The sequence below is a fragment of the Methanofollis aquaemaris genome, from assembly GCF_017357525.1.
GTDB lineage: Archaea > Halobacteriota > Methanomicrobia > Methanomicrobiales > Methanofollaceae > Methanofollis > Methanofollis aquaemaris.
This window is the reverse complement of the sequence record NZ_CP036172.1, coordinates 338063-357663: the sequence shown is the minus strand read 5'-3', so window position 1 is coordinate 357663 and position 19601 is coordinate 338063. Positions and strand designations below refer to the sequence as shown.

The following is a 19601-nucleotide window of genomic DNA, read 5'->3' as shown; positions in this document are numbered from 1 at the left end:
GATCAGTTCCACTCACCTACAAAGACCGCAATCTCCCGGTACGCCGCACCGGCAGGACAGTCCGGCGCATAATGGGAGATCGGGAGCCCGTGCTCCTGGGCCTCAGGGATTTCAGGGGAGAAGGGGATCTTCTCCACTCTGAGAAATGTTCTGGACGCCTCGGCCTCGACCGGATCTTTTCTATCCTCGTTTTCATGGTTCTGTGTGAACCGGCGTCTCATCCGGGAGAAGAATCCTCCGGGCCTCTCCTGCGAGCCTCCCCTCGACATGATGAGGGCCATCTCGGGCCTGATGCTCACGCCCACATGTTCCTCGATGTCCCCAAAGATTGCCTTCATCGTCGCGACGCCGCCGAGGGCGAAGAACCCGGAGTCCAGGTTGACGATGACATGGTCTGCCGCGACCATGCCGTTGATGACGAGCTGGCCCATGCTCGGCGGGGTGTCGATGAGAACCAGATCATAGTCCGCGGCCCCTCCGGCGAGGGCGTCTCTGAGGATGGTCGCGCGGTCTTCGACCGAGTAGAGGTAGGGTTCGGCCCCTACAAGATCGAGGGAGGAAGGGAGGAGGTCGATCCCGGAATCGGTCTTGACCACTGTCTCCTGCAGTTTTACCTCGGGGTAACCTTCGACTCTGCTCATGAAAAGGTCGTAGATGCTCTTTTGATAGGATCCCGGACTGATGCCGAGACCTGAGGTTGCATTTGCCTGGGGGTCGCTGTCCACGACCAGGACTCTCTTCCCTGCCTTCTGGAGAAACCCCGCGATATTGAGGCACGAGGTCGTCTTGCCGGTCCCTCCTTTATGGTGGGCAAATGCGATGCACCGAATGATCTCACCCTGCTATGAGAATTTCACATGATTCATTATAAAGATTTATATTCTGTACATTTTTAATATTCGATATTCTTTTATTTCGATCGGTTTTTCTGTCTTTATTTTCTTCAAAAGTTCTAAATTATTACGTAGTCCTGAAGACGGTCACATCTCCGACTCCTTCAAGAGAGAATTTTTGCTTTTCTCCATTTTCACAGAAGGAGAGGAGAGTAAGCATATATTCGAGCCCTCTCGCTGCCTTCTCATGCCTGAGCAGTTCGAAGGAAGGTTCGAGGAGCGGGCGGGGCAGGAAGACGATGCACTTGGCCCGTGCCCGCGTCACCGAGACGTTGAGCCGATTGAGACTGTAGATGAACTCTGCCTCTCTCAGGGCGGTTTCAGAATCGCTGACGCCATAGGAGACGATGACCGCCTCGCACTGTTGGCCCTGCATCTTGTCGACGGTATCGACGAAGGGGTCTGATTTCCAGGGCCTGCGCTCGGAGAGGGCATGTTTGATCGCCGCGATCTGGGCGTGGTGCGGGCTGACGATGAAAAGCCCCTCGCGCCAGAAGGCGCTGTCGCCGCTCATCGAGGCCGGGTAGGGTGTCTCCTGTTCGGGCTGACAGAGTCTCTCCCTCAGGGCGCAGGCGAGGTCGGCCACCAGCCCGGCCTCCTCCCGGTTCTCGACGGCGGCCCGCACCCCCTCCAGGACGACGACGGTGAGCGGGCAGGCGGGGTCGAGGACGTACTCGACGAAGGGGTCGCGGTGGTCCCCTTCCAGGAGCCTGATCTGCTGGCAGGCGACGTCCTCGTTTGCCGGGCGGTAGCCGCTGCCATACAAACTCTCTGCAGAAAAGCGGGAGAGCGTCGCGTTCATCCGCCAGTTTTCCAGGAGCTGGACCGTGCAGGACGTGTCGCACCCGGTGTCCCGGCGTCTCATCCAGGCGAAGACCGAGTCCTGCAGCTCGTTCTCCTCCTCGTCCTCGTCGGTGCCGCTCATCACGACCGGCGGGAGCTGGAGGTCGTCGCCTGCCAGGACCAGTCTGCCCCCCGTGTCCAGGAGGGGGAGGAGGAGGGCAAGTTCGCCGAACTGCATCTGCGAGGCCTCATCGATGATGAGGAGGTCAAAGGTCGGGAGGTGGGTCCGGTACTTGTGAAAGGCCTGGGCCGTCCCGCCGAGGACAAAACGGTCAGGCACGCGGGTCATGGCCTTGATGACGTCGTGGCCGAGGACGGTGAGCGCGTGCCCCTTCGGGCTGGTTGCCCGTTCGAGTTTGCAGACCGAGAGGTCGAGGCCGAAGTCCCCGCTCGTCAGGTTCTGGAGTTCAAAGAGGAGGTTTTCGATGGCGGCGTGGGTGAGGGCGCTCACCGCGATCCTGATCCGGCCCTGCCCGGCCTTTGCGATCGTCCGGATCGTATGGGCAAGGAAGTGAGTCTTTCCGGTGCCCGGCGGGCCCCAGACAAGGGTCAACCGGTTTTCGAGGATCCGGGAGAGGGCCCGCCTCTGACTTTCGGTGAATCCGGCGAGCGCCTCCGGGTCGGGGTGGCAGAGGAAGGGCATCGGCATGGCGAAGGCTCGCGGGTCGGTGAGGAGGGTGAGGAGGTCGCTCTCTCTCAGGGCATCTGACTCCTCGATCTGGTCGAGGATCTTGGTTGAGGTGAAGTCGGTTGCCCGCGGAAAGAGGAGGGCGTGGTCGCCGTCCCCGAACTGGTCCTGGTCGGCGGCGTACCTGATCGCGAGGGTGAGGCGCGAGACCTGGCCGCTGCGGTTTTCCTCGACCTCTTTCACTCCGGCAAACCTGACCTCGCCCTGCGGCGGTCTGGTGGTGGCGACATAGGGGGCGTCGTCGAAGGCCCGGGCAGCCCGCATCCCCTCGGCGGTGTCGGGGACGAGGAGGTAACCGGGGAGGCCGCCGATGGTGGGGAGCGTGGCCCTGTCGAGACGGGAGAGCACCTCCCAGTTCTCGCTGTCGATACACCGCAGCCTGATCTGGGTTCCGTTCCATTCTGCCTCGGCCTCTGGGAGACACCTCGCCTGTCGCACCTCTGCCGCCGCTGTCGCCGCCTCTTCCCTGACAGTCCCGGCAAGGGCGGCGAGTTCAGGGTGGGCGTACCGGTGAACCGGCGGGAAGGCAAACTTCTCGGCCCACCGGTGGGGGTGGGAACGATCTCTGATGGCGCAGAGGAGGTCGCCGGAGGTGCGGAGACGGCGGGCGACCTCGTCTCTTGTCCACTCCAGCGCCTCGGCGCGGCCGCCGTACCATGCCATCGCGACGGCGTCGCTCTTCATGCGGTTACTGAGTGCCGGCCAGAAGAGGTCTGAGGGGCTGAACGAGGCCGGGTGGTCGGCGCCGAGGAGGGCGGCGAGGACGTCTGGGAGGCGAGCCGCGACCGGCACCGGCAGGGCGACCGACTCGTTGAGGAGCCGCGAGAGGACCACCACCGGGTACCTGGTCCGGTCGCCGTTCACGCCGGCGTAATACTGAAGAAGGGGGAGGGCTTCGGTTGCGGTCTCCGGGTCTTCGGCGCATTCCCTGAGCAGGTCGAGGAGGAGAAGACGCTCGCCTTCGTCGAGGACGTAGGTCTGGAGCGAGCGCTGTTCCCTGAACGAACGGCCTTCGTTGTATTCCGCGAGGGTCTTGAGTTCATGGTGGAGCGCCCTGACAAATTCTTTGCCGACCTCCCCGCACTCCTCAGGGGTCCTGGCGACCTGCACCCAGACCTGTGAGGGCGATGGGTAGACGTCCTTGCCCTTGAACCGCCTGAACCCGGCGGCATAGAGGCGGCCCCCGACCGGTTCTTTCTGGAGGGTGACGATGACTCCGATGCTCTCGTTGATTGGCAGGGAGGGCGAGGCCCCGCCGAGCGGGACGACCGTCCCGCTCGTGAGGGCGCTGACCTGCCGTTTGAGCCGCTCGCCCTTCCCCCGCAGCGATCCGCACCGCTCCAGGGTGTCGTCCGCGTCCGGTTCTGTGAGGAATTTCTCGAGGTCTTCGAGGCCGTCGACCCCGAGGTCGTGGAGGTAGCGCCTGGCGCCGGGGGTGAGTCCTGGCATGAGGGAGACCGAGTTTTTCTCGTCTGCCTCTCGCTGACACGAGGCGAAGAAGGGGCACGCCTCGCAGTTCGGCCTGAGGTGCCAGGGGAGGTCATGGGGAGGGGCGCCCATGATCGCCCCGAGGTCATGGGAGAGGAACGTCTCCAGCACCCGCAGGTCAGGGGTGATCTCCACCGTCTCCGGAGCCTCGGCGTCCTGGAGCCAGACTCCGGCGCAGGTGCGGTCGACGCTCCGCTCGATGCCCTGCTCCTCAAGGATCGCATCGATGATGAGGGCGTACAGGGCGACCTGGACGCGGTGACTGGTCTTGACCTGGTCGGTCGCCTTGAGGTCGATCACCCTGAGGCGTTCGTCGCCGATGGACCAGATGAGGTCGGGGTGACTCTCGTGAAAGGAACAGACCGTCGGGTCGAGGCTGAACCGCCGGTAAAATCCCGGCGGGGCGACGAGAGTGGACTGGTAGATGCCGGTGCCCGCAGGAGCGTCGGCGAGGAGGCGGAGGCTCTCCTGCACCCCGAACCGCCGTTCATGGAGAGGGCCGGCCCCGGGCGCGACCAGCACCTTCCCCGGGATCTGCCCGCCGACGGCCTCCTCCTCCCACGCAAACCCCTTCTTCCTGAGCAGGTCGGTGACCACGCTCTGCTCTTCCATTGGTTCAGGGATGCCGAGTCCGGCGCGGGCCTGCGGCGGCGTGGCGGCATACCTGAGAAACCTGGGGCACTGGTGATGAAAATATCGGGCGACAAGGGAGGGGCTGAGGTTGCTTGGGGGCATCGGATAGATCATTGTGAGGGAGGGCACAAATAGTCGGCGGCCGCGGCGCACATTCTTATAGCGCGGTGCCGACGGGGGTGCGTGTGCCATGCACACGGGGGGAGTCTGATATGGTCTTTGCATATCTTACGGCGCCGCTCTGGTCCCCGTATCTCGCGGGGGTCGGGGTCGGCGTGATGGCGGTGCTCTCGTTTCTTCTTGCCGACCGGCCGCTCGGGTGCTCGACGGCGTTTGTCAAGACAAGCGGGATGGTCGAGGTCGCGGTGCGGGGAAAGGGAGTGAAAGAACATCCTTACTACCGGAAATATGTCCCGAAGGTCGACGGCTCGTGGATGATCGTCGTCGGGATCGTCATCGGGGCGTTTATCTCGGCCATGCTCTCGGGCGTCTTCGCCCTTGCCTGGGTGCCGTCGCTCTGGGGCGAAACCTTCGGCTACGACCCGGTCGTCCGCGTCCTGGTCGCCCTGGCCGGCGGATTTCTCCTGGGTTTCGGCGCACGTTGGGCCGGGGGGTGCACGAGCGGGCATGGGATCAGCGGGACGCTCCAACTTTCGGTCAACAGCATCATCGCGGCGGCCTTCTTCTTCATCGGCGGGATCGTGACGGCGATGGCGATCTATGGGTTTCCGTTCTGAGGGGGTGAAGAGAATGCTGACGGCACTTCACAAGAATGCACGGGCCCAACTGCTCATCGGGCTCCTGCTCGGGATCGGGTTTGGCTTCTTCATCCAGAAGGGAGGGGTGACCACCTACGACGTCATCGTCGGCCAACTTCTTCTCCAGGACTTCACGGTGGTGAAACTGATGCTCTCGGCGGTGATCGTCGGGATGATCGGCTTTTACTTCCTCAAGGGAAAGGAGATGGCTATGATCCACTGCAAGAACGTGACCCTGGGCTCGGTGGTGATCGGTGGGCTCATCTTCGGCGCCGGGTTTGCAATCCTCGGCTACTGTCCGGGCACCGTCGCCGGGGCGGTCGGGCAGGGGTGGCTCGACGCCCTGGTCGGCGGGGTCGTCGGGATGGTCATCGGCGCCGGGGTTTTTGCCAGGCTGTACCCGCGGCTCGTCGGCGGGATTCTGGCCCGCGGCGAGTTCGATATCAGGACGATCCCGGAAGTGCTCAGGGTCAACGAGTGGGTGGTGGTCGCGGTCTTCGTCGTCCTGATGCTCGCGGTGCTGTACCTCCTCGAGGTGCTGGGGTTGTGAGGGCGTTCATCTTTTTTGCCTGTGGATCATCGGGAGCGTACGCTCGATGCCGGGCATCGGAGGAGAAAAATCGGATCATATCTTTCAAGGGCCCGAATAATTACAAAATCAATATCGATTTGTTTATATAATCAATTTTCCACTATTGGTACCTGTAAGGGGTGCCCTCCCCCATCCACGCGGTATCATCCCATGGATCGATACCGGGCGCCCGAACGGGGTATATCATTGAAAAAAATCACTCGACATACAGAGGCTTCATCCGAGGAGCAGATGCCGCGGCCAGCGGCGCTCATAGGACTGTATCTCATCTGTGTCGTTTTCATCTGGTTTGTTCCGGGCTTTCTCGAACCCGGCCTCTTTCTCTGCGGCTCCGACCAGCCAGATCCCTTTATGAAGCAGGCCTGGTTCATTCCCGACGGTTCGGGCACGCCGGGATACCCGCCCTCCACTGTCCACACCATTGAGGGCGACTTTCATACGAACCTGAGTGATTTCGGATACGGCCCCCTTCTTTCTTTCTCCTCTCAATCGGCGACTCCCCTTCATGCGGTGTACACGCGGGAGCAGACCGGCGAAGAGTACGTCATCGGCCAGTGGTGGTACACCGACGAAGAGGCCTTCAGGGACGAGAAGAAGATGTTCCTCGGTTTGCTGGCCGACCGTGGCGAGATATCTCCTGTGATGCTCGACCTCGGCGACCATCTCCCTGCCGCTGCGGCAGAGCAGGTGTGCCCGGCATTGCGCTTCACGAACGAGACGGCGACGGGGTACGTCCTCACCTACGTGAGGCCGTTCGACAATGGAGACGATTTCTTCATCGTCTACTACGGAACCTGCGGGGACGTCGTCGGCCCCGACCCGGAGGGTTCGCTGAAGGCGCTGATCGCAGAACGCTTCTCGCCGTCAGCGGTCAGGCCGCCGGGGGAGGATCCCGAACCGACGTTCCGGATGCCGGACATAGGTGCCCTCGCTATGGTCCGGTACGCCGGCGTCCTCCTCCTCACCCCGCTCCTCTTCGGGTGCGCCGCCGCCCTCCTCTACGAGGGCGTGAGGACTGAGGTGCAGGTCGGGCCGCGGCGTCTTTTGATCCTCGCCGCCGGCCTCGCCCTCCTCTATCTCGTCCCCGCCTCCCTGATGGGGGCGTCGAGGCGTATGGACCTGCCCAATTTTCTTCCCGGATGGTCGTACTTCGACGCCCCTCCCCTCCTCGACGCCCTGCTGAGCCTCATGACATTTCTGTCCGGCCTCAGCCTCCTCTGCCTGGCGGCGGTCGTGCCGTTCCTCCTCCTCACACGTCGCCTCCCGTTGAGACGGCCCATCCCCGCCGTCGCAGTCTCGGGCACCCTCCTCTTCCCGTACCTCGTGGTGCTCGTCCTCTGGACTGATCCGCTCGACCTCTCTCTTCCCCCTCCGCTTGCCCTCCTCGTCTCGACTCTCCGGGGTGTCGTCATCGCCGCGGCGGGAGCGGCGGTGCTCTTCGTGGCATGGGCGGCGGTGGAGCGGATCAGGACCTGAATCTTCAACTGGTGATATCATGAAAAAAGAACAGACACTCCAGAACCTCAAACGCCTCCTCCCCGCCGCCCTCCTTGCCGGGCTTCTCGGCGGCGGATTGTTTGTATTCCTGGGATCGTATGCCGATATGTGGTGCTGGCATGGCATCATCTGTCTCAACCACAGCATTTTCGACATCAGCAGCACCCTCCAGGTCTTCGTGCTTTGCATCCTGGCCCTCTTCTTTACCGGGATGCTCGCGGTCGCGCTGCAACGGGGTGAGGTAGGGAGCCAGGCGCAGGCTGCCTTTGCGGGCGGTGTTTCCGGATTTATGGCCTTCTTTGTCATTAGGGTTTATACTCGGGTCTCAAATCTCCTCTGGTACGTGGGCAACGGGGGCACCGATCCGGTCGGGTACCTCATCGACAGCATCTCCTACATCCTCGTCAATTTCGCCTCTACCCTCTTCGCGGCCCTGATAATGGCGGCCCTTGCCGTCCTCGGCGCCCTCATCCTCTTTTCCTCCCTGGAAAAGGCGGCCACCCCTGAAGAGAATGCCCGGGCATCACGGCTGGTCCTCGGCTCGACCGTTCTCATCATCCTCGTCTGTATGATCATCCCGCCGCTCGTCGCCCGCCTGATGATTGGTGCCGGCATGATCAGGGTTCATTCCTCAGCGGCGTTGATGGGGACCTTCATCTCACTCGAACACACCGCCCCGGACACCATCGTCCTCACCGCCCACAAGGTGCCTCCCGCCTTCACTCTCGCCGACACCCACTTCTCGGTCTATATCGACGGCCTCGACGGCATCGATGTCTCGAATGCCTCCGCCGCTGCCGCGAGCGGTCTTGCCGTGGCCGTCGAGCCAGCCGACGGACTGCAGGCCTTCGAGGGGTCGCAGGCCACCTGGAAAGGGCCTGTGTTTGAGGACAACAGTACGCCGACGAGCGTCACCGTCATCGCCCACGGGACCGATGGTTCTGAGATTGAGTTAATGGTTCTGAACCGTAGCGTCCTGGCTTCGTTGAATTGAATTTGATCGGACCGTGTCATGCACTTCAAATATGAGCGAGGACTCGATACCCTCTCCGATGAGGAGATCCTCTATCTTGAATACCGTGACATCCATCTCCCACCCGATCCGTTCTGGTGGTGGCACCCATCTCTCATCCTCGCCCGGCGTGGCCCCATCGACATCACCCTGTATGTGCCCGGAGGCGTCCTCTGGATGCAGGACGCTCGTCTCCGTGGGGTGGGCGGCGGCGGAGAGAGCCGGAACCTGAATTTTCACCTGGTTTTATCATGAAAAAAGGACAGACACTCCAAGACCTCAAAAGACTCCTCCCCGCCTCGCTCCTTGCCGGGCTTCTCGGCGGCGGACTGATCGTATTCCTGAAATCTTATGCCTATTATTGGTGCTGGTATGATCTCTTAGGTCTCTGCCACGGTATTTTTTTCACCATCGGCTACGCCCATACCCTCGTGCTCTGCTTCCTGACCCTCTTCCTTACCGGGATGCTCGCGGTCGCGCTGCAACAGGGTGAGGTGGGGGGCCAGGCGCAGGCTGTCTTTGCGGGCGGTGTTTCCGGATGTATGGCCTTCTTTGTCATTATGGTTCATACTCTGGTCTCAGATCTCCTCAGGGACTGGGTCACCGACCATGTTGGGTTCCTCATCGACAGCATCTCCTACATCCTCGTCAATTTCGCCTCTACCCTCTTCCCGGCCCTGATAGTGGCGGCCTTTGCCACCCTCGGGGCCCTCCTCCTCTTCTCCTCGCGGGAGAAGGCGGCCACCCCCGAAGAGAATGCCCGGGCATTGCGGCTGGTCATCGGCTCGACCATCCTCATCATTCTCGTCCTTCTGTTCCTCCCGCCGCTCGTTACCCACTTGATGTTCAGTGCCGGCATGATCGAGGCGTATCCGGTGTGGACCTTCATCTCACTCGAACGCACCGCTCCGGACACCATCGTCCTCGCCGCCCATGAAGTACTCCCCGCCTGCGCTCTTGCGACCCCTCCCTACTCGGTCTATATCGACGGCATCGACGTCTCGAATGCCTCCGCCGCTGCTGCGAGCGGCCTTGCCGTGACCGTTGAGCCTGCCGACGGACTGCAGCCTTTCGAGGGATCGCAGGCCACCTGGAAGGGAGCCGTGTTCGAGGACAACAGTACGCCGGTGAGAGTCGTTGTCCATAGGGCCGATGGTTCTGCGTCTGATTTACAGATCGAGTACCTCAAGGTCCGGGTTTCGTTGAATTGAATTTGATCGGGATGAACAAATGCTGGATAGATACGTAAATCGGCTCGAAAGAAATATGAAATATTTCGAGAAGTATATAGAGGAAACTCAAACTTTTTTTGATCGACTGGAGGTTCTTGGAAGATATTCCGCTCATTCCCCTTATAATTCAAAATATGAATTAAAATATCTCTTATCCTATCTTGAATCCAATGGAATTGAGGTTTCCGAATACAGGAAGAAGTATTCGTTCCTCTGTAGAAAGTTGAAAGAAACAGAAGATCTTCTTGGCAAATCACTCCGTGATAAACTCATGGTGGACTTACAGTTCGAGGTCGAAAAGTACGGGCGAATTGCCAGTCACTTTTTAGATCCCGACTTTCTAGACGAAGTTGACAATGATCTCGATCATCGTACTGCAATAGAGACCCTTCGGACCGAACTCCGCCGCGATCACGACCTTCATGAGATCGACCTCAAGGTCGCCGCTCTCGACCAGGTTCTGCGCTTCAAATATGAACGAGATATCAAGAATCTTACTGATGAGGAGATCCACCGTCTCGAATCCCGTGACCTCTATCTTCCCCCAAATCCATTCTGGTGGGCACACCCGTCTCTCATCCTTGCGCAGCGCGGTCCCATTGACACTTCATCTCTCCACTTCGCCCGTCACGGCCCCGACTTCGGCCTTTCTGGGCGATTAAGCGACCATGAGGGCGTACAGAAGTATTTCGAGCAGGCCTGTCGCCTTGCGTCCTTACGTGAGGGAGTGGAGGTCTACTATCAGGCCGATGTCGATAACCTGGTGGTCTATGACCGCGAGAGCAACACCCTCGCGGCCGGGAACGAGAAGGGAGAGATCCAGTCGTACTTCAGGCCTGAAGCGACCGGGGTCTCAGGCGTCTACCGCCCGTACGTCGACGAACGGGATGCACGCGGCCTGCTTATCCCGTTGAAGGGGAAGGCTGAACGGGCCGCCACCTCCGAGACCCCCGTAGAACTTGTTCGGCAGGCCCTGGATCGCTATGCCACGGTGATCGGCGAGACCGAGACCCACATGAACGCCCTTGAAGTGAAGGGGTGCTACACCGCCAGGGCGCCGTACTGCTCCAAATATCTCCTGGGTTATCTCCTGGATCATTATGAGACAAAAGAAACCGATCTCTCTTCTGCCAGAACTGAGTATGAGCAGTTGAACCGGCGGCTTGCCGCCTTCGAAGCACGCGGCGGCACACTGTTCAGGGAGCAGGTCTATGCCGAGTTGCAGTTCTTCGTGGAGAACTACTGGCGGGTGGCGGCGTCGGTGGCCAGTCTCGAACCCTACCTGACCGAAGCCGAGCACGACCTCAACGAGCGCGACGCCCTTGAGATCCTGATGATAGAGATGGCGAAGGACCACGACCTCACAGAGTTGAAGATCCAGGTGGACGCTCTCGAAGAATTGCACCGGGACATATATTATTTTGAATACGAATTCAGAGATGCTGGCATCTATGCCGCCACCGCCGCAGACTACTATCCCGAACAGTTCTGGTGGCGTCACCCCAGGAAATGATCGGGAGATAGAAAATGTCAGAGGAATTAATTCAGAGGTTGGAGTGGCATTTAGAATATTTTCACGGAAGTATTGAGAGCACCAATGCTTTTTTTGACAAAATTGAAGTCGACGGGAAGTTTCGTGCATCTTATCCCTATCGGCGAAGAAGCGAGGCCCGGTACCTCCTCTCCTATCTTGAGGGAGCAGGCGTCGATGTGTCGGAGTACAAAGATCAGTACACACTTCTGAATACGAAGTGGGAGGCGACCGAGAAGCATCTTGGCAAACCACTCCGTAAAAAACTCATGGAGGAGTTCCAATATCGGATCGACAATTATTGGCGGGATGTCCGTTCCTTTTTACATCCTGTCTTCCCGGACAGAGTTGATGACAGTCTTGATCGCCGGAACTCGATAGAAATCCTTCGGGCCGAACTCAGGCGTGACCACGACCTCCATGAGATCGATATCAGGATCGCTGCCCTCGACCGCGTTCTGCGCTTCAAATATCAGTTGGGTATCGGGAACCTTGCCGAAGAGGAGATCCGCCGTCTTGATTCATGGTATTTTTATCTACCCCCAGATCCGTTCTGGTGGGCGCACCCTTCCCTTATCCTCGCACAGCGTATCCCCCCCGACATCTCGTCTCTCCACTTTGCCCGTCATGGGCCTGACTTCGGTTTTTCCGGGGAGTTCAGCGACCGGGAAGGGGTGCATGAATACTGCAGGCAGGCCCGCAATCTCGCTCCCCTCGATCTGATCACGGTGGGAAACAAGTGGATGATGCAGGAGTATTTCGAGCAGGCCTGCCACCTTGCGTCCCTGCGTGATGGAGTGGAGGTCTACTATCAGGCCGACCTTCATAACCTGATAGTCTACGACCGTGCGAGCAACACCCTTGCGGCCGGGAACGAGAAAGGAGAGATCCAGTCGTACTTCCGGCCCGAAGCAACCGGGGTCTCAGGTGTCTACCTGCCCTATGTCGACGAGCGGGACGGTCTCATCTCGCTGGAGGAAGTGAGTGAAATGATGAGGGAGAAGTCGGATATGTCCTTCATTGATGCCTGTCTCATCCCACTGATGAGAATGAGCGAGCATACCACCGATACCCTCTCTGGTCTGGTGCGGCAGGCGCTGGATCGCTATGCCGTGGTGATCGGCGAGACCGAAACCCACACGGACACCCTTGAGGTAAAGGGGCGCTACACCGCCAGGGCACCGTACTGCTGCAAATATTTCCTGGGTTTTCTTCTGGATTATTATGAGACAAAAGGAACCGATCTCTCTTCTGCCAGGGTCGAGTATGAGCAGTTGAACCGGCGGTTTGCCGACCTTGAAGCGCGTGGCGGCGCACCGTTCAGGGAGCAGGCCTTTACCGAGTTGCAGTTTTTCGTAGAGAACTACTGGCTTGTGGTGGCGTTGGTGACCGTCCTTGAACCCTACCGGACAGAGATTGAACAGACCCTCAACGAGCGCGATGCCCTTGAGATCCTGATGATGGAGATGGCGAAGGACCACGACCTTACAGAGATGAAGATTCAGGTAGACGCTTTCGATGAACTGCACCGTGACGTGTATTCTGACGCTGATGACAGGCATCGTGACTTCAGTGTCGGCATCTATGCCGACACCGCCGCCGACTATTATCCCGAACAGTTCTGGTGGCGTCACCTGGAGAAATGATCCTGGAAGGTTGATAAGGGAATCTGGTGCCTTCTCTTGAAAGCGAGACACGTCCCGCGTCTTCACCACGTGAGACAACCGAGTTGAGCATGAAAAGGAGCAGATCCGGGATGGGGTTACCCCGTCCTTCTGTATGAACAACACCTTCAGGAGGAAATGTACCGATGAGTTCGAAAAAAAATGTCAATAAAAAACCCGGAAGCCATGGAAACCACCGGGATTGTGTCGTGCGGTCCGGTGACGAGGTCCGCCGGGCACTTGTGTGGGCTGTGAAAGAGACAGAAATGCCTGAAAACTGCATGTGGGAAAGTCAGGACGTCACTGCGCTCTATTCGTATATATCATTCTCTCACAGCACACACCATTATGAGAACGGCGACTACCGTGACATCGATATCACCCAATATGTGCCCGGAGGCGTCCTCAGGATGCAGGACGCTCGTCTCCCCGTGATCGCTGAGGGAGGTGCGGACCAATGATCTCGACCCTGCTCAGGGTGAGGGTTCTGGAGATCGAGCCCAACAGTCTCTATGAGGGGGAGTCCTATGACGAATTGGTTACGGTTGAGATGCTGGACGGTACCAGGCTTGAACTCATTTCCTGGTTTGTGAAGTGCCCTCTCTCGATGCTCTGGAAATGGGTGGCGGTCGAGATAGAAAGCAGTATTGATATGGGTATCGAGAAGATCCCGGAAGTTGTTCCACGAATCCTGACCGATACCCGGGGCTCGTCTTCGTTCGAAGTATGGGGTACACTTGTTCACATCGGGACCATGCAGAATGGCATTTATGAGGGAAGTCATGGTATCGTGAATTCTGGCCCCGACGCGATCATGATTGACCTGCCTGAGAAAGATCAGGATCATTTCCATGAAGGCGACCATCTCCATCTTCAAATCGGTCGTGGAGATCTGGTGAGTATCCATGAATTGACAGATCCGCGATCGGACGCCATCCAGTCGGATGTTGATATCGGAGATCTATTAGAAAAAGGAAACGGAGCGCCTTTCGCTCTCGAATTTTTCATCGATGAAGAAAACCTCTCTCCGAAAAATTACCTGGTTGATACGTCAGATATTGAGAGCATACCCTGGGACGCATGGTTAAGGCAACGAGGTTCTTTTTCCCTGAAAATAGATGATGTCCCTGTATTTGGGGGAGAAACCGATACCTCCGGGGATCATTTCATCGAAACCTCCCTATTCTCTCTGCTGGGGAGGTTCGTTCAATCCGGCCTCGAACTGCTCGATGGAAAGACTGTCACCATCTGGTCCGGTTCTCTGTCCTGCCCCCATCTGGTCTTGAAACCCTGTGGCCGCGGTCTGGTGCAGATCTCGGTACAGGAATCAGACGCCGTTGTCATGCAGGAGACGGCGATGCCGGTGAGGGACTATGTGGAGGTCGTCGTCGATGCTGTGGACCGGTATCTCTGGCAGGTGCTTGAGATCCACCCGCATGTGAGCAGGACTCCATACCCCCGGGTACTGGCCGATCGTCGGAACGAAGTGATGGTGCGCTGTTCCGGTCAGGGGATCCTGCCTGGCGACGGGCAGATCCTGGACTACGATGCTCTCGTAGATCGCGCCTGGCGTGCATACCGGCCGGTACTCCCCCCGACACCGGACGGCGAGGTGTCACATCTCTCGTTCGGTGTCACCCTCACCGAAGGTAAAACTCCGGAAAATGCTCTGTCCAGGTTTTCCCTCTCGGTTGACGGGGAGGTGTTATTCGATGACATTTTCTATGAAGAACTCTTCTGGGCGACAATATTTGTAGAGGGTCCCCTCTTTGCAGTAGCAGAATGCCTTGAATGGAAGGCGTTTCCAATCGATCTGACCACCCCTGGTCAGCGAACCATAACCCTCACCCCCGGTGAAGATGGTACGATCCTGTTCTCACTCGATAACTGGTATCTGCCGGGTACCGATGCACGGGACATCCGGTTCAGGCTCGAAGATTGGATTGAAGAACTATTTGCGATGGTCGAGACGTACATCGCTCTGGTCGGTACATCCCCGCTCTGGATTGAGAGTTCTTCCATGAACTATCCTCTCATACCCCATCTTGAGGAGTGCCGGGAAAAATATCGGAGATATCTGGAAGGGCGTGGTGGAGAGCATTCATGATGCAATTGTCAGGGGTGTTACCATGAAACGGCATGAGGCTTGCGCCTCATGTTGAACCGATGAGAACAGACACATTGAATTCTTTTCCGGATTTCAATGGGGTTTTCATGGAAATATGATCCAGACGTTCAATGGAGGGAAGGCATGATGATCGGATGTGCCGCCCCCAATTGCAGAATCTTCCCCGCCGTCTCGCGCCGGGGGGTTGCACCTCCGAACCCCCACGGAGAGAGAGTGAGTGGTGTTCATGTCCGCGGTTTTGCCAGACGGGGAGCGGTCAGGATCTCCGGCGTTGCCTTCCCGACCCAATCCCGGGGTGGGGGGTCCGGGGGTCGCAACCCCCCGCGCGAATCATGAGGGAAGGCGTGCGATGGATCGACGCGAGGGATCGGGACGGTGATCGATCAACCGTGCCGCCTACAAAGTCCAGGATTGATGACTTCATCGTACATGCTCATCTGTTCACGACGTGAGGTGAAACGTCCTCTCATTTTTCCTTCCTCGCGTTTTTTCGTGTTGCCATGAGGGCATGGCCCTCCCATCTTTCGGCTTGCATTTTTACCCAAAACTTTCAGGAAAAATCTCCATTTCCGAAGAGAGTTCGGCTCTGGTTAATTGCGGCCGAATCGCATATTTTCTGATAAGATATGCGTCCGACTGATTTATCTCCAAATGAATGCGAACCTGCCGGAGGGCACGTCATCCCGGCACACCCCGGCCGGTTCCGGTCCCCTCTGTCCTGTCAGGACGAGGCCTCGCAGCACGGACAGAACTGTCCGGGCAGCAGGACCGATCAAGAATAGACGATCAAAATATGTAAGAGGAGATTTTCGTGAAAGAAAATAAAAAAAGAGGGATTTCATGGCTCTTTGAACTTGCAGGCAATCATCGCATCCTGATTGTGACGGCATGCATTCTGTCTGCGATCAGTGCCGTGCTCTCCCTTGCTCCCTATATCTGTATCTGGTATGTGGTCAGGGACGTCTTTGCTGCATGGCCCGACCTCTCCGCCGCCGCCGGCGTCACCTGGTACGGATGGCTGGCGGTCGGGTTTGCCGTTCTCAGTGTTGTGCTCTACTTTGCCGCGCTGATGTGCTCCCACCTGGCGGCGTTCCGTGTCGAGAAGAACATGAGAAAAGAGGCGATGCACAAAATCGTTACATTGCCTCTGGGCTTCTTCGACCAGAACACCAGCGGTCGCATGAGAAAGATCATCGACGACAACGCCGGGACCACGCACACCTTCATGGCACACCTCCTGCCCGACCTTGCCGGTGCGGTGGTCATGCCGTTCGCCATCCTGGCCCTGCTCTTTGTCTTTGACTGGAGACTGGGGCTCGTGAGTCTCATCCCGCTTGTCGTGAGCGTCTACTATCTCAAGCAGATGATGGGAGGAGATCGGGGTTCGATCCAGAAATATATGGACGCCCTGGAAGAGATGAACACCGAGGCCGTCGAATATGTGCGCGGCGTCCCGGTGGTCAAAGTCTTCCAGCAGACGGTGTACTCGTTCAAAAATTTCCATCAATCCATTCGGAACTACAAAGAGTGGGTGCTGGATTATTCGATCCGGTGCCGTTCGCCGATGACGAAGTACACCGTCGCCCTCAACGGAACCTTTGTCCTGCTGGTCCCGGTCGGGTTGCTGCTCATCGCGCACGCCCCCGACTACCAGGCCTTCCTCCTGAACCTGATCTTCTACATCCTCTTCACTCCGGTCTGTGCGGTGATGATGAACAAGATCATGCGTCTGGCAGAAGGGTATTTTGTCGCGATGGAAGCGGTGAACCGTGTCACCGGACTCCTGGACGACGAACCTCTCCCCGAACCCGCCCGTCCGCAGCAGCCGAAAGAACATTCTGTTGCCTTTAAGAACGTCTCGTTCACCTATCCGGGGAGCGAGGGGAAGGCGGTCAGCGATGTCAGTTTTGTGATCCCCGAAGGGAAGACCTATGCGCTGGTCGGCCCGTCCGGCGGAGGGAAAACCACCATTGCAAGTCTCATCCCACGGTTCTGGGACGTTCAGGAGGGTGCGGTCGAAGTGGGCGGCGTGGACGTACGGCACATGGCGTCGAACTCTCTGATGGACCAGATTGCGTTTGTGTTCCAGAACGCTCATCTGTTCAAGGCAAGCATCCTGGAAAATATCCGGTTTGCCAGACCTGGTGCCAGCCGCGAGGAAGTGCTCCGGGCGGCAGAACTGGCCCGGTGTACCGACATCCTCGACAAATTCCCTGAGGGCCTGGACACGGTCGTCGGGACAGACGGGGTGTACCTCTCCGGCGGCGAACAGCAGCGTATCGCCCTGGCCCGTGCGATCCTCAAGGACGCCCCCATCGTCGTCCTGGACGAGGCGACGGCATTTGCGGATCCCGAGAACGAATACCAGATCCAGCGTGCCTTTGAAAAACTGACCGAAAACAAGACCGTGCTGATGATCGCCCACCGGCTCTCGTCGGTGCGCAACGTCGACTGCATCATGGTCGTCAAGGACGGCGAGGTGAAAGAACAGGGAACTCACGATGAACTCCTTGCACAAGACGGGTTGTATGCAGAGATGTGGCAGGAATACCAGCACTCCGTAGAATGGAGAGTGGGAAAGGAGGAAAGTCATGCGTAAATATCTACAGAACCGGTTCGCGCTCAGCGAACAGGGCGCAAAGGATCTCATCAAAGGGAGTCTGTACTGTGCCCTTGCCGACATCAGTCTGATGGTGCCCCTGGGTCTTCTGGTGCTCCTGCTGGACGCCCTTCTGAAACCGATCTTCGGGGCGCCGGCGAGTCAGCCGCCCGACATTGTGCTCTACACGGTGCTGGGCGTGCTCATCCTGGGATTTATGTACGTCTGTCACTGGGTCCAGTATACCAGTGTATTTGTTTCCACCTACGCTGAGAGTGCGACGCGCCGGATCTCGCTGGCAGAGAAACTGCGGCACCTGCCCTTATCGTACTTCGGGAAGAAAGACCTCTCCGACCTGACCAACACTGTCATGGGCGACTGTGCCGACCTGGAACATGCGTTCTCGCATGCGATCCCGCAGTTGGTCGGTGCGAGCATCTCGACGGTCCTGGTCGGGATCGGGCTGTTGATCTTTGACTGGAAGATGGGAGTGGCCCTGCTGTGGGTGATACCGGTCGCCCTGGTGATCATCCTCGGTTCGAAGAGAGTACACAAGAGTGGGGTCGAGAAGCATTACCACGCGAAGCGTGCCTGTGCGGACGGGATCCAGGAGTGCCTGGAGACGGTGCAGGACATCAAGGCCTACAACCGGGAAGAGGCCTATCTGGACGGTCTGGACCGGAAACTGGACGCGTCCGAGAAGGCACAGATCTCTTCAGAGTTCACCGCAGGGGTGTTCGTCAAGAGTGCGGAGATGGTGTTGAAGTTGGGACTGGCGACCGTGATCCTGGTCGGGAGCAGTCTGTTGATCAACGGCCAGACCGATCTGCTGACCTTCCTGATCTTTTTGATTGCGGCGTCCAGGATCTATGATCCTCTCTCCGGGGTCATTGCCAATATCGCCGAGATCATCCATGTCGATGTGCGTATCGATCGGATGAACGAGATCATGCAGCACCCGGTGCAGGAGGGCGTCGAGGAGTATTCGACGAAGGGCTACGATATCGTCTTCGATCATGTGGGGTTCTCCTATAACGAGGGCGAGACGGTCCTGAAAGATGTCTCGTTCACCGCGAAGCAGGGCGAGGTGACGGCGCTGGTCGGGCCCTCGGGCGGCGGGAAGAGTACGGCGACAAAACTCGCGGCCCGCTTCTGGGATATCGATCATGGCACGATCACGCTCGGGGGCGTGGATGTTTCCATGGTCGATCCCGAAGCGCTGCTGAGAAACTATGCCATCGTCTTCCAGGACGTCGTGCTCTTCCAGGATACGGTGATGGAAAATATCAGGCTCGGGAGAAGGGACGCAACCGACGAAGAAGTGATGGCGGCCGCGAAGTCGGCGATGTGCGACGATTTCGTCTCCCGCCTGCCGCAGGGGTACCGGACGGTCATCGGCGAGAACGGTTCGACGTTGTCGGGCGGTGAACGCCAGCGGATCTCCATCGCACGGGCGTTGCTCAAGGACGCACCGGTCGTCCTGCTGGATGAGGCGACGGCGTCTCTGGATGTCGAGAACGAGACGAAGATCCAGACCGCCATCTCGCAGTTGATCAAAGATAAGACCGTGCTGGTCATCGCCCACCGGATGCGGACGGTTGCGAATGCCGACAAGATCGTCGTGCTGGACGGCGGGTATGTGGCACAGCAGGGCAGTTCTGATGAGTTGATCGAGCAGGGAGGACTGTATAAGCATATGGTCGGTCTCCAGCGCCAGAGTATGGACTGGTCGATATAATCGGAGGATGTCCGGAACGGATCGCAGACGTCCGATGCAACCGGATCGGATTCTCCACACCCGATTTTTTTGTTCTCTGGCTCTGTAGAATTTTGCATGAGGCGAGAACACGCCTCAAGCATATGGGATGAAAATTTTTCGTCGCTTGATCGCGCTTTTTCAAGAGAGGAGAATCGGAGGGGATCGTGTTCCATGGCCGCCCCCACCTATCTTCGGTCCGTGGGGGGTCCGGGGGGTGAAACCCCCCGGCGCGAGACGACGGTGAAGATTCGACGATGAGGGCGGCACGTCTGATCATCATGCCT

The 19601-nt window shown here is 58.6% G+C and carries 15 protein-coding genes; 12 read left to right on the top strand and 3 right to left on the bottom strand.

Annotation, left to right across the window (positions count from 1 at the left end; all coding sequences use genetic code 11):
* Positions 1–2: 2 nt before the first annotated feature.
* Both RJ40_RS01590 and RJ40_RS01585 read right to left on the bottom strand, forming a co-directional pair.
* The gene (locus tag RJ40_RS01590) at positions 3–821 is read right to left on the bottom strand and encodes a ParA family protein (RefSeq protein WP_322743909.1); all 819 of its coding nucleotides are present in this window, start codon (positions 819–821) and stop codon (positions 3–5) included.
* Positions 822–960: 139 nt separating this feature from the next.
* Entirely contained in the window at positions 961–4647 is a 3687-nt protein-coding gene (locus tag RJ40_RS01585) for a bifunctional RecB family nuclease/DEAD/DEAH box helicase (protein WP_265581600.1), read from the bottom strand.
* A 110-nt stretch (positions 4648–4757) separates the two neighbouring features.
* On the opposite strand from RJ40_RS01585, the gene RJ40_RS01580 reads away from it, so the two are divergent.
* From RJ40_RS01580 to RJ40_RS01555, 6 genes are all read left to right on the top strand, one after another.
* The gene (locus RJ40_RS01580) at positions 4758–5282 is read left to right on the top strand and encodes a YeeE/YedE thiosulfate transporter family protein (RefSeq protein ID WP_265581599.1); all 525 of its coding nucleotides are present in this window, start codon (positions 4758–4760) and stop codon (positions 5280–5282) included.
* A 13-nt stretch (positions 5283–5295) separates the two neighbouring features.
* A complete protein-coding gene (locus RJ40_RS01575; RefSeq protein ID WP_265581598.1) occupies positions 5296–5853 on the top strand; it encodes a YeeE/YedE thiosulfate transporter family protein in 558 nt (185 codons plus the stop codon).
* 273 nt (positions 5854–6126) lie between these two features.
* Complete coding sequence (locus RJ40_RS01570; RefSeq protein WP_265581597.1) at positions 6127–7371, top strand: hypothetical protein; 1245 nt, start codon at positions 6127–6129, stop codon at positions 7369–7371.
* 19 nt (positions 7372–7390) lie between these two features.
* Positions 7391–8386 (top strand): hypothetical protein, encoded by a 996-nt coding sequence (locus tag RJ40_RS01565; RefSeq protein ID WP_265581596.1) that lies wholly within the window; start codon positions 7391–7393, stop codon positions 8384–8386.
* Between the two features lie 18 nt (positions 8387–8404).
* A complete protein-coding gene (locus RJ40_RS01560) occupies positions 8405–8659 on the top strand; it encodes a hypothetical protein (protein ID WP_265581595.1) in 255 nt (84 codons plus the stop codon).
* Positions 8656–9615 carry a hypothetical protein gene (locus RJ40_RS01555; RefSeq protein WP_265581594.1) on the top strand — a complete coding sequence of 320 codons (960 nt, stop codon included), beginning with the start codon at positions 8656–8658 and terminating at the stop codon, positions 9613–9615. The genes RJ40_RS01560 and RJ40_RS01555 overlap by 4 nt, the downstream gene beginning before the upstream one ends.
* A 361-nt stretch (positions 9616–9976) precedes the next feature.
* Here the strand turns inward: RJ40_RS01555 and RJ40_RS01550 are convergent, their stop codons facing one another.
* Positions 9977–10150 (bottom strand): hypothetical protein, encoded by a 174-nt coding sequence (locus RJ40_RS01550; protein ID WP_265581593.1) that lies wholly within the window; start codon positions 10148–10150, stop codon positions 9977–9979.
* A 213-nt stretch (positions 10151–10363) separates the two neighbouring features.
* On the opposite strand from RJ40_RS01550, the gene RJ40_RS01545 reads away from it, so the two are divergent.
* From RJ40_RS01545 to RJ40_RS01520, 6 genes are all read left to right on the top strand, one after another.
* Positions 10364–11149, top strand: coding sequence for a hypothetical protein (locus RJ40_RS01545; RefSeq protein WP_265581592.1), 786 nt, complete (start codon positions 10364–10366; stop codon positions 11147–11149).
* A gap of 38 nt (positions 11150–11187) precedes the next feature.
* Positions 11188–12813, top strand: coding sequence for a hypothetical protein (locus RJ40_RS01540; protein ID WP_265581591.1), 1626 nt, complete (start codon positions 11188–11190; stop codon positions 12811–12813).
* Positions 12814–12977: 164 nt separating this feature from the next.
* Positions 12978–13292 carry a hypothetical protein gene (locus RJ40_RS01535; protein ID WP_265581590.1) on the top strand — a complete coding sequence of 105 codons (315 nt, stop codon included), beginning with the start codon at positions 12978–12980 and terminating at the stop codon, positions 13290–13292.
* Positions 13289–14938, top strand: a complete 1650-nt coding sequence (locus RJ40_RS01530) for a hypothetical protein (RefSeq protein WP_265581589.1) — start codon at positions 13289–13291, stop codon at positions 14936–14938. Before RJ40_RS01535 ends, RJ40_RS01530 begins: the two co-directional genes overlap by 4 nt.
* A gap of 832 nt (positions 14939–15770) precedes the next feature.
* Positions 15771–17558, top strand: a complete 1788-nt coding sequence (locus RJ40_RS01525) for an ABC transporter ATP-binding protein (RefSeq protein ID WP_265581588.1) — start codon at positions 15771–15773, stop codon at positions 17556–17558.
* On the top strand, positions 17551–19296 hold the full coding sequence (locus RJ40_RS01520) for an ABC transporter ATP-binding protein (protein WP_265581587.1): 1746 nt from the start codon (positions 17551–17553) through the stop codon (positions 19294–19296). The genes RJ40_RS01525 and RJ40_RS01520 overlap by 8 nt, the downstream gene beginning before the upstream one ends.
* Positions 19297–19601 lie beyond the last annotated feature (305 nt).

Excerpts from the sequence above, each read along its gene's own strand:
- RJ40_RS01585 (WP_265581600.1), bottom strand. The coding sequence starts at position 4,647 with ATGCCCCCAAGCAACCTCAGCCCCTCCCTTGTCGCCCGATATTTTCAT.
- RJ40_RS01580 (WP_265581599.1), top strand. The coding sequence starts at position 4,758 with ATGGTCTTTGCATATCTTACGGCGCCGCTCTGGTCCCCGTATCTCGCG.
- RJ40_RS01575 (WP_265581598.1), top strand. The coding sequence starts at position 5,296 with ATGCTGACGGCACTTCACAAGAATGCACGGGCCCAACTGCTCATCGGG.
- RJ40_RS01570 (WP_265581597.1), top strand. The coding sequence starts at position 6,127 with ATGCCGCGGCCAGCGGCGCTCATAGGACTGTATCTCATCTGTGTCGTT.
- RJ40_RS01565 (WP_265581596.1), top strand. The coding sequence starts at position 7,391 with ATGAAAAAAGAACAGACACTCCAGAACCTCAAACGCCTCCTCCCCGCC.
- RJ40_RS01560 (WP_265581595.1), top strand. The coding sequence starts at position 8,405 with ATGCACTTCAAATATGAGCGAGGACTCGATACCCTCTCCGATGAGGAG.
- RJ40_RS01555 (WP_265581594.1), top strand. The coding sequence starts at position 8,656 with ATGAAAAAAGGACAGACACTCCAAGACCTCAAAAGACTCCTCCCCGCC.
- RJ40_RS01535 (WP_265581590.1), top strand. The coding sequence starts at position 12,978 with ATGAGTTCGAAAAAAAATGTCAATAAAAAACCCGGAAGCCATGGAAAC.
- RJ40_RS01530 (WP_265581589.1), top strand. The coding sequence starts at position 13,289 with ATGATCTCGACCCTGCTCAGGGTGAGGGTTCTGGAGATCGAGCCCAAC.
- RJ40_RS01520 (WP_265581587.1), top strand. The coding sequence starts at position 17,551 with ATGCGTAAATATCTACAGAACCGGTTCGCGCTCAGCGAACAGGGCGCA.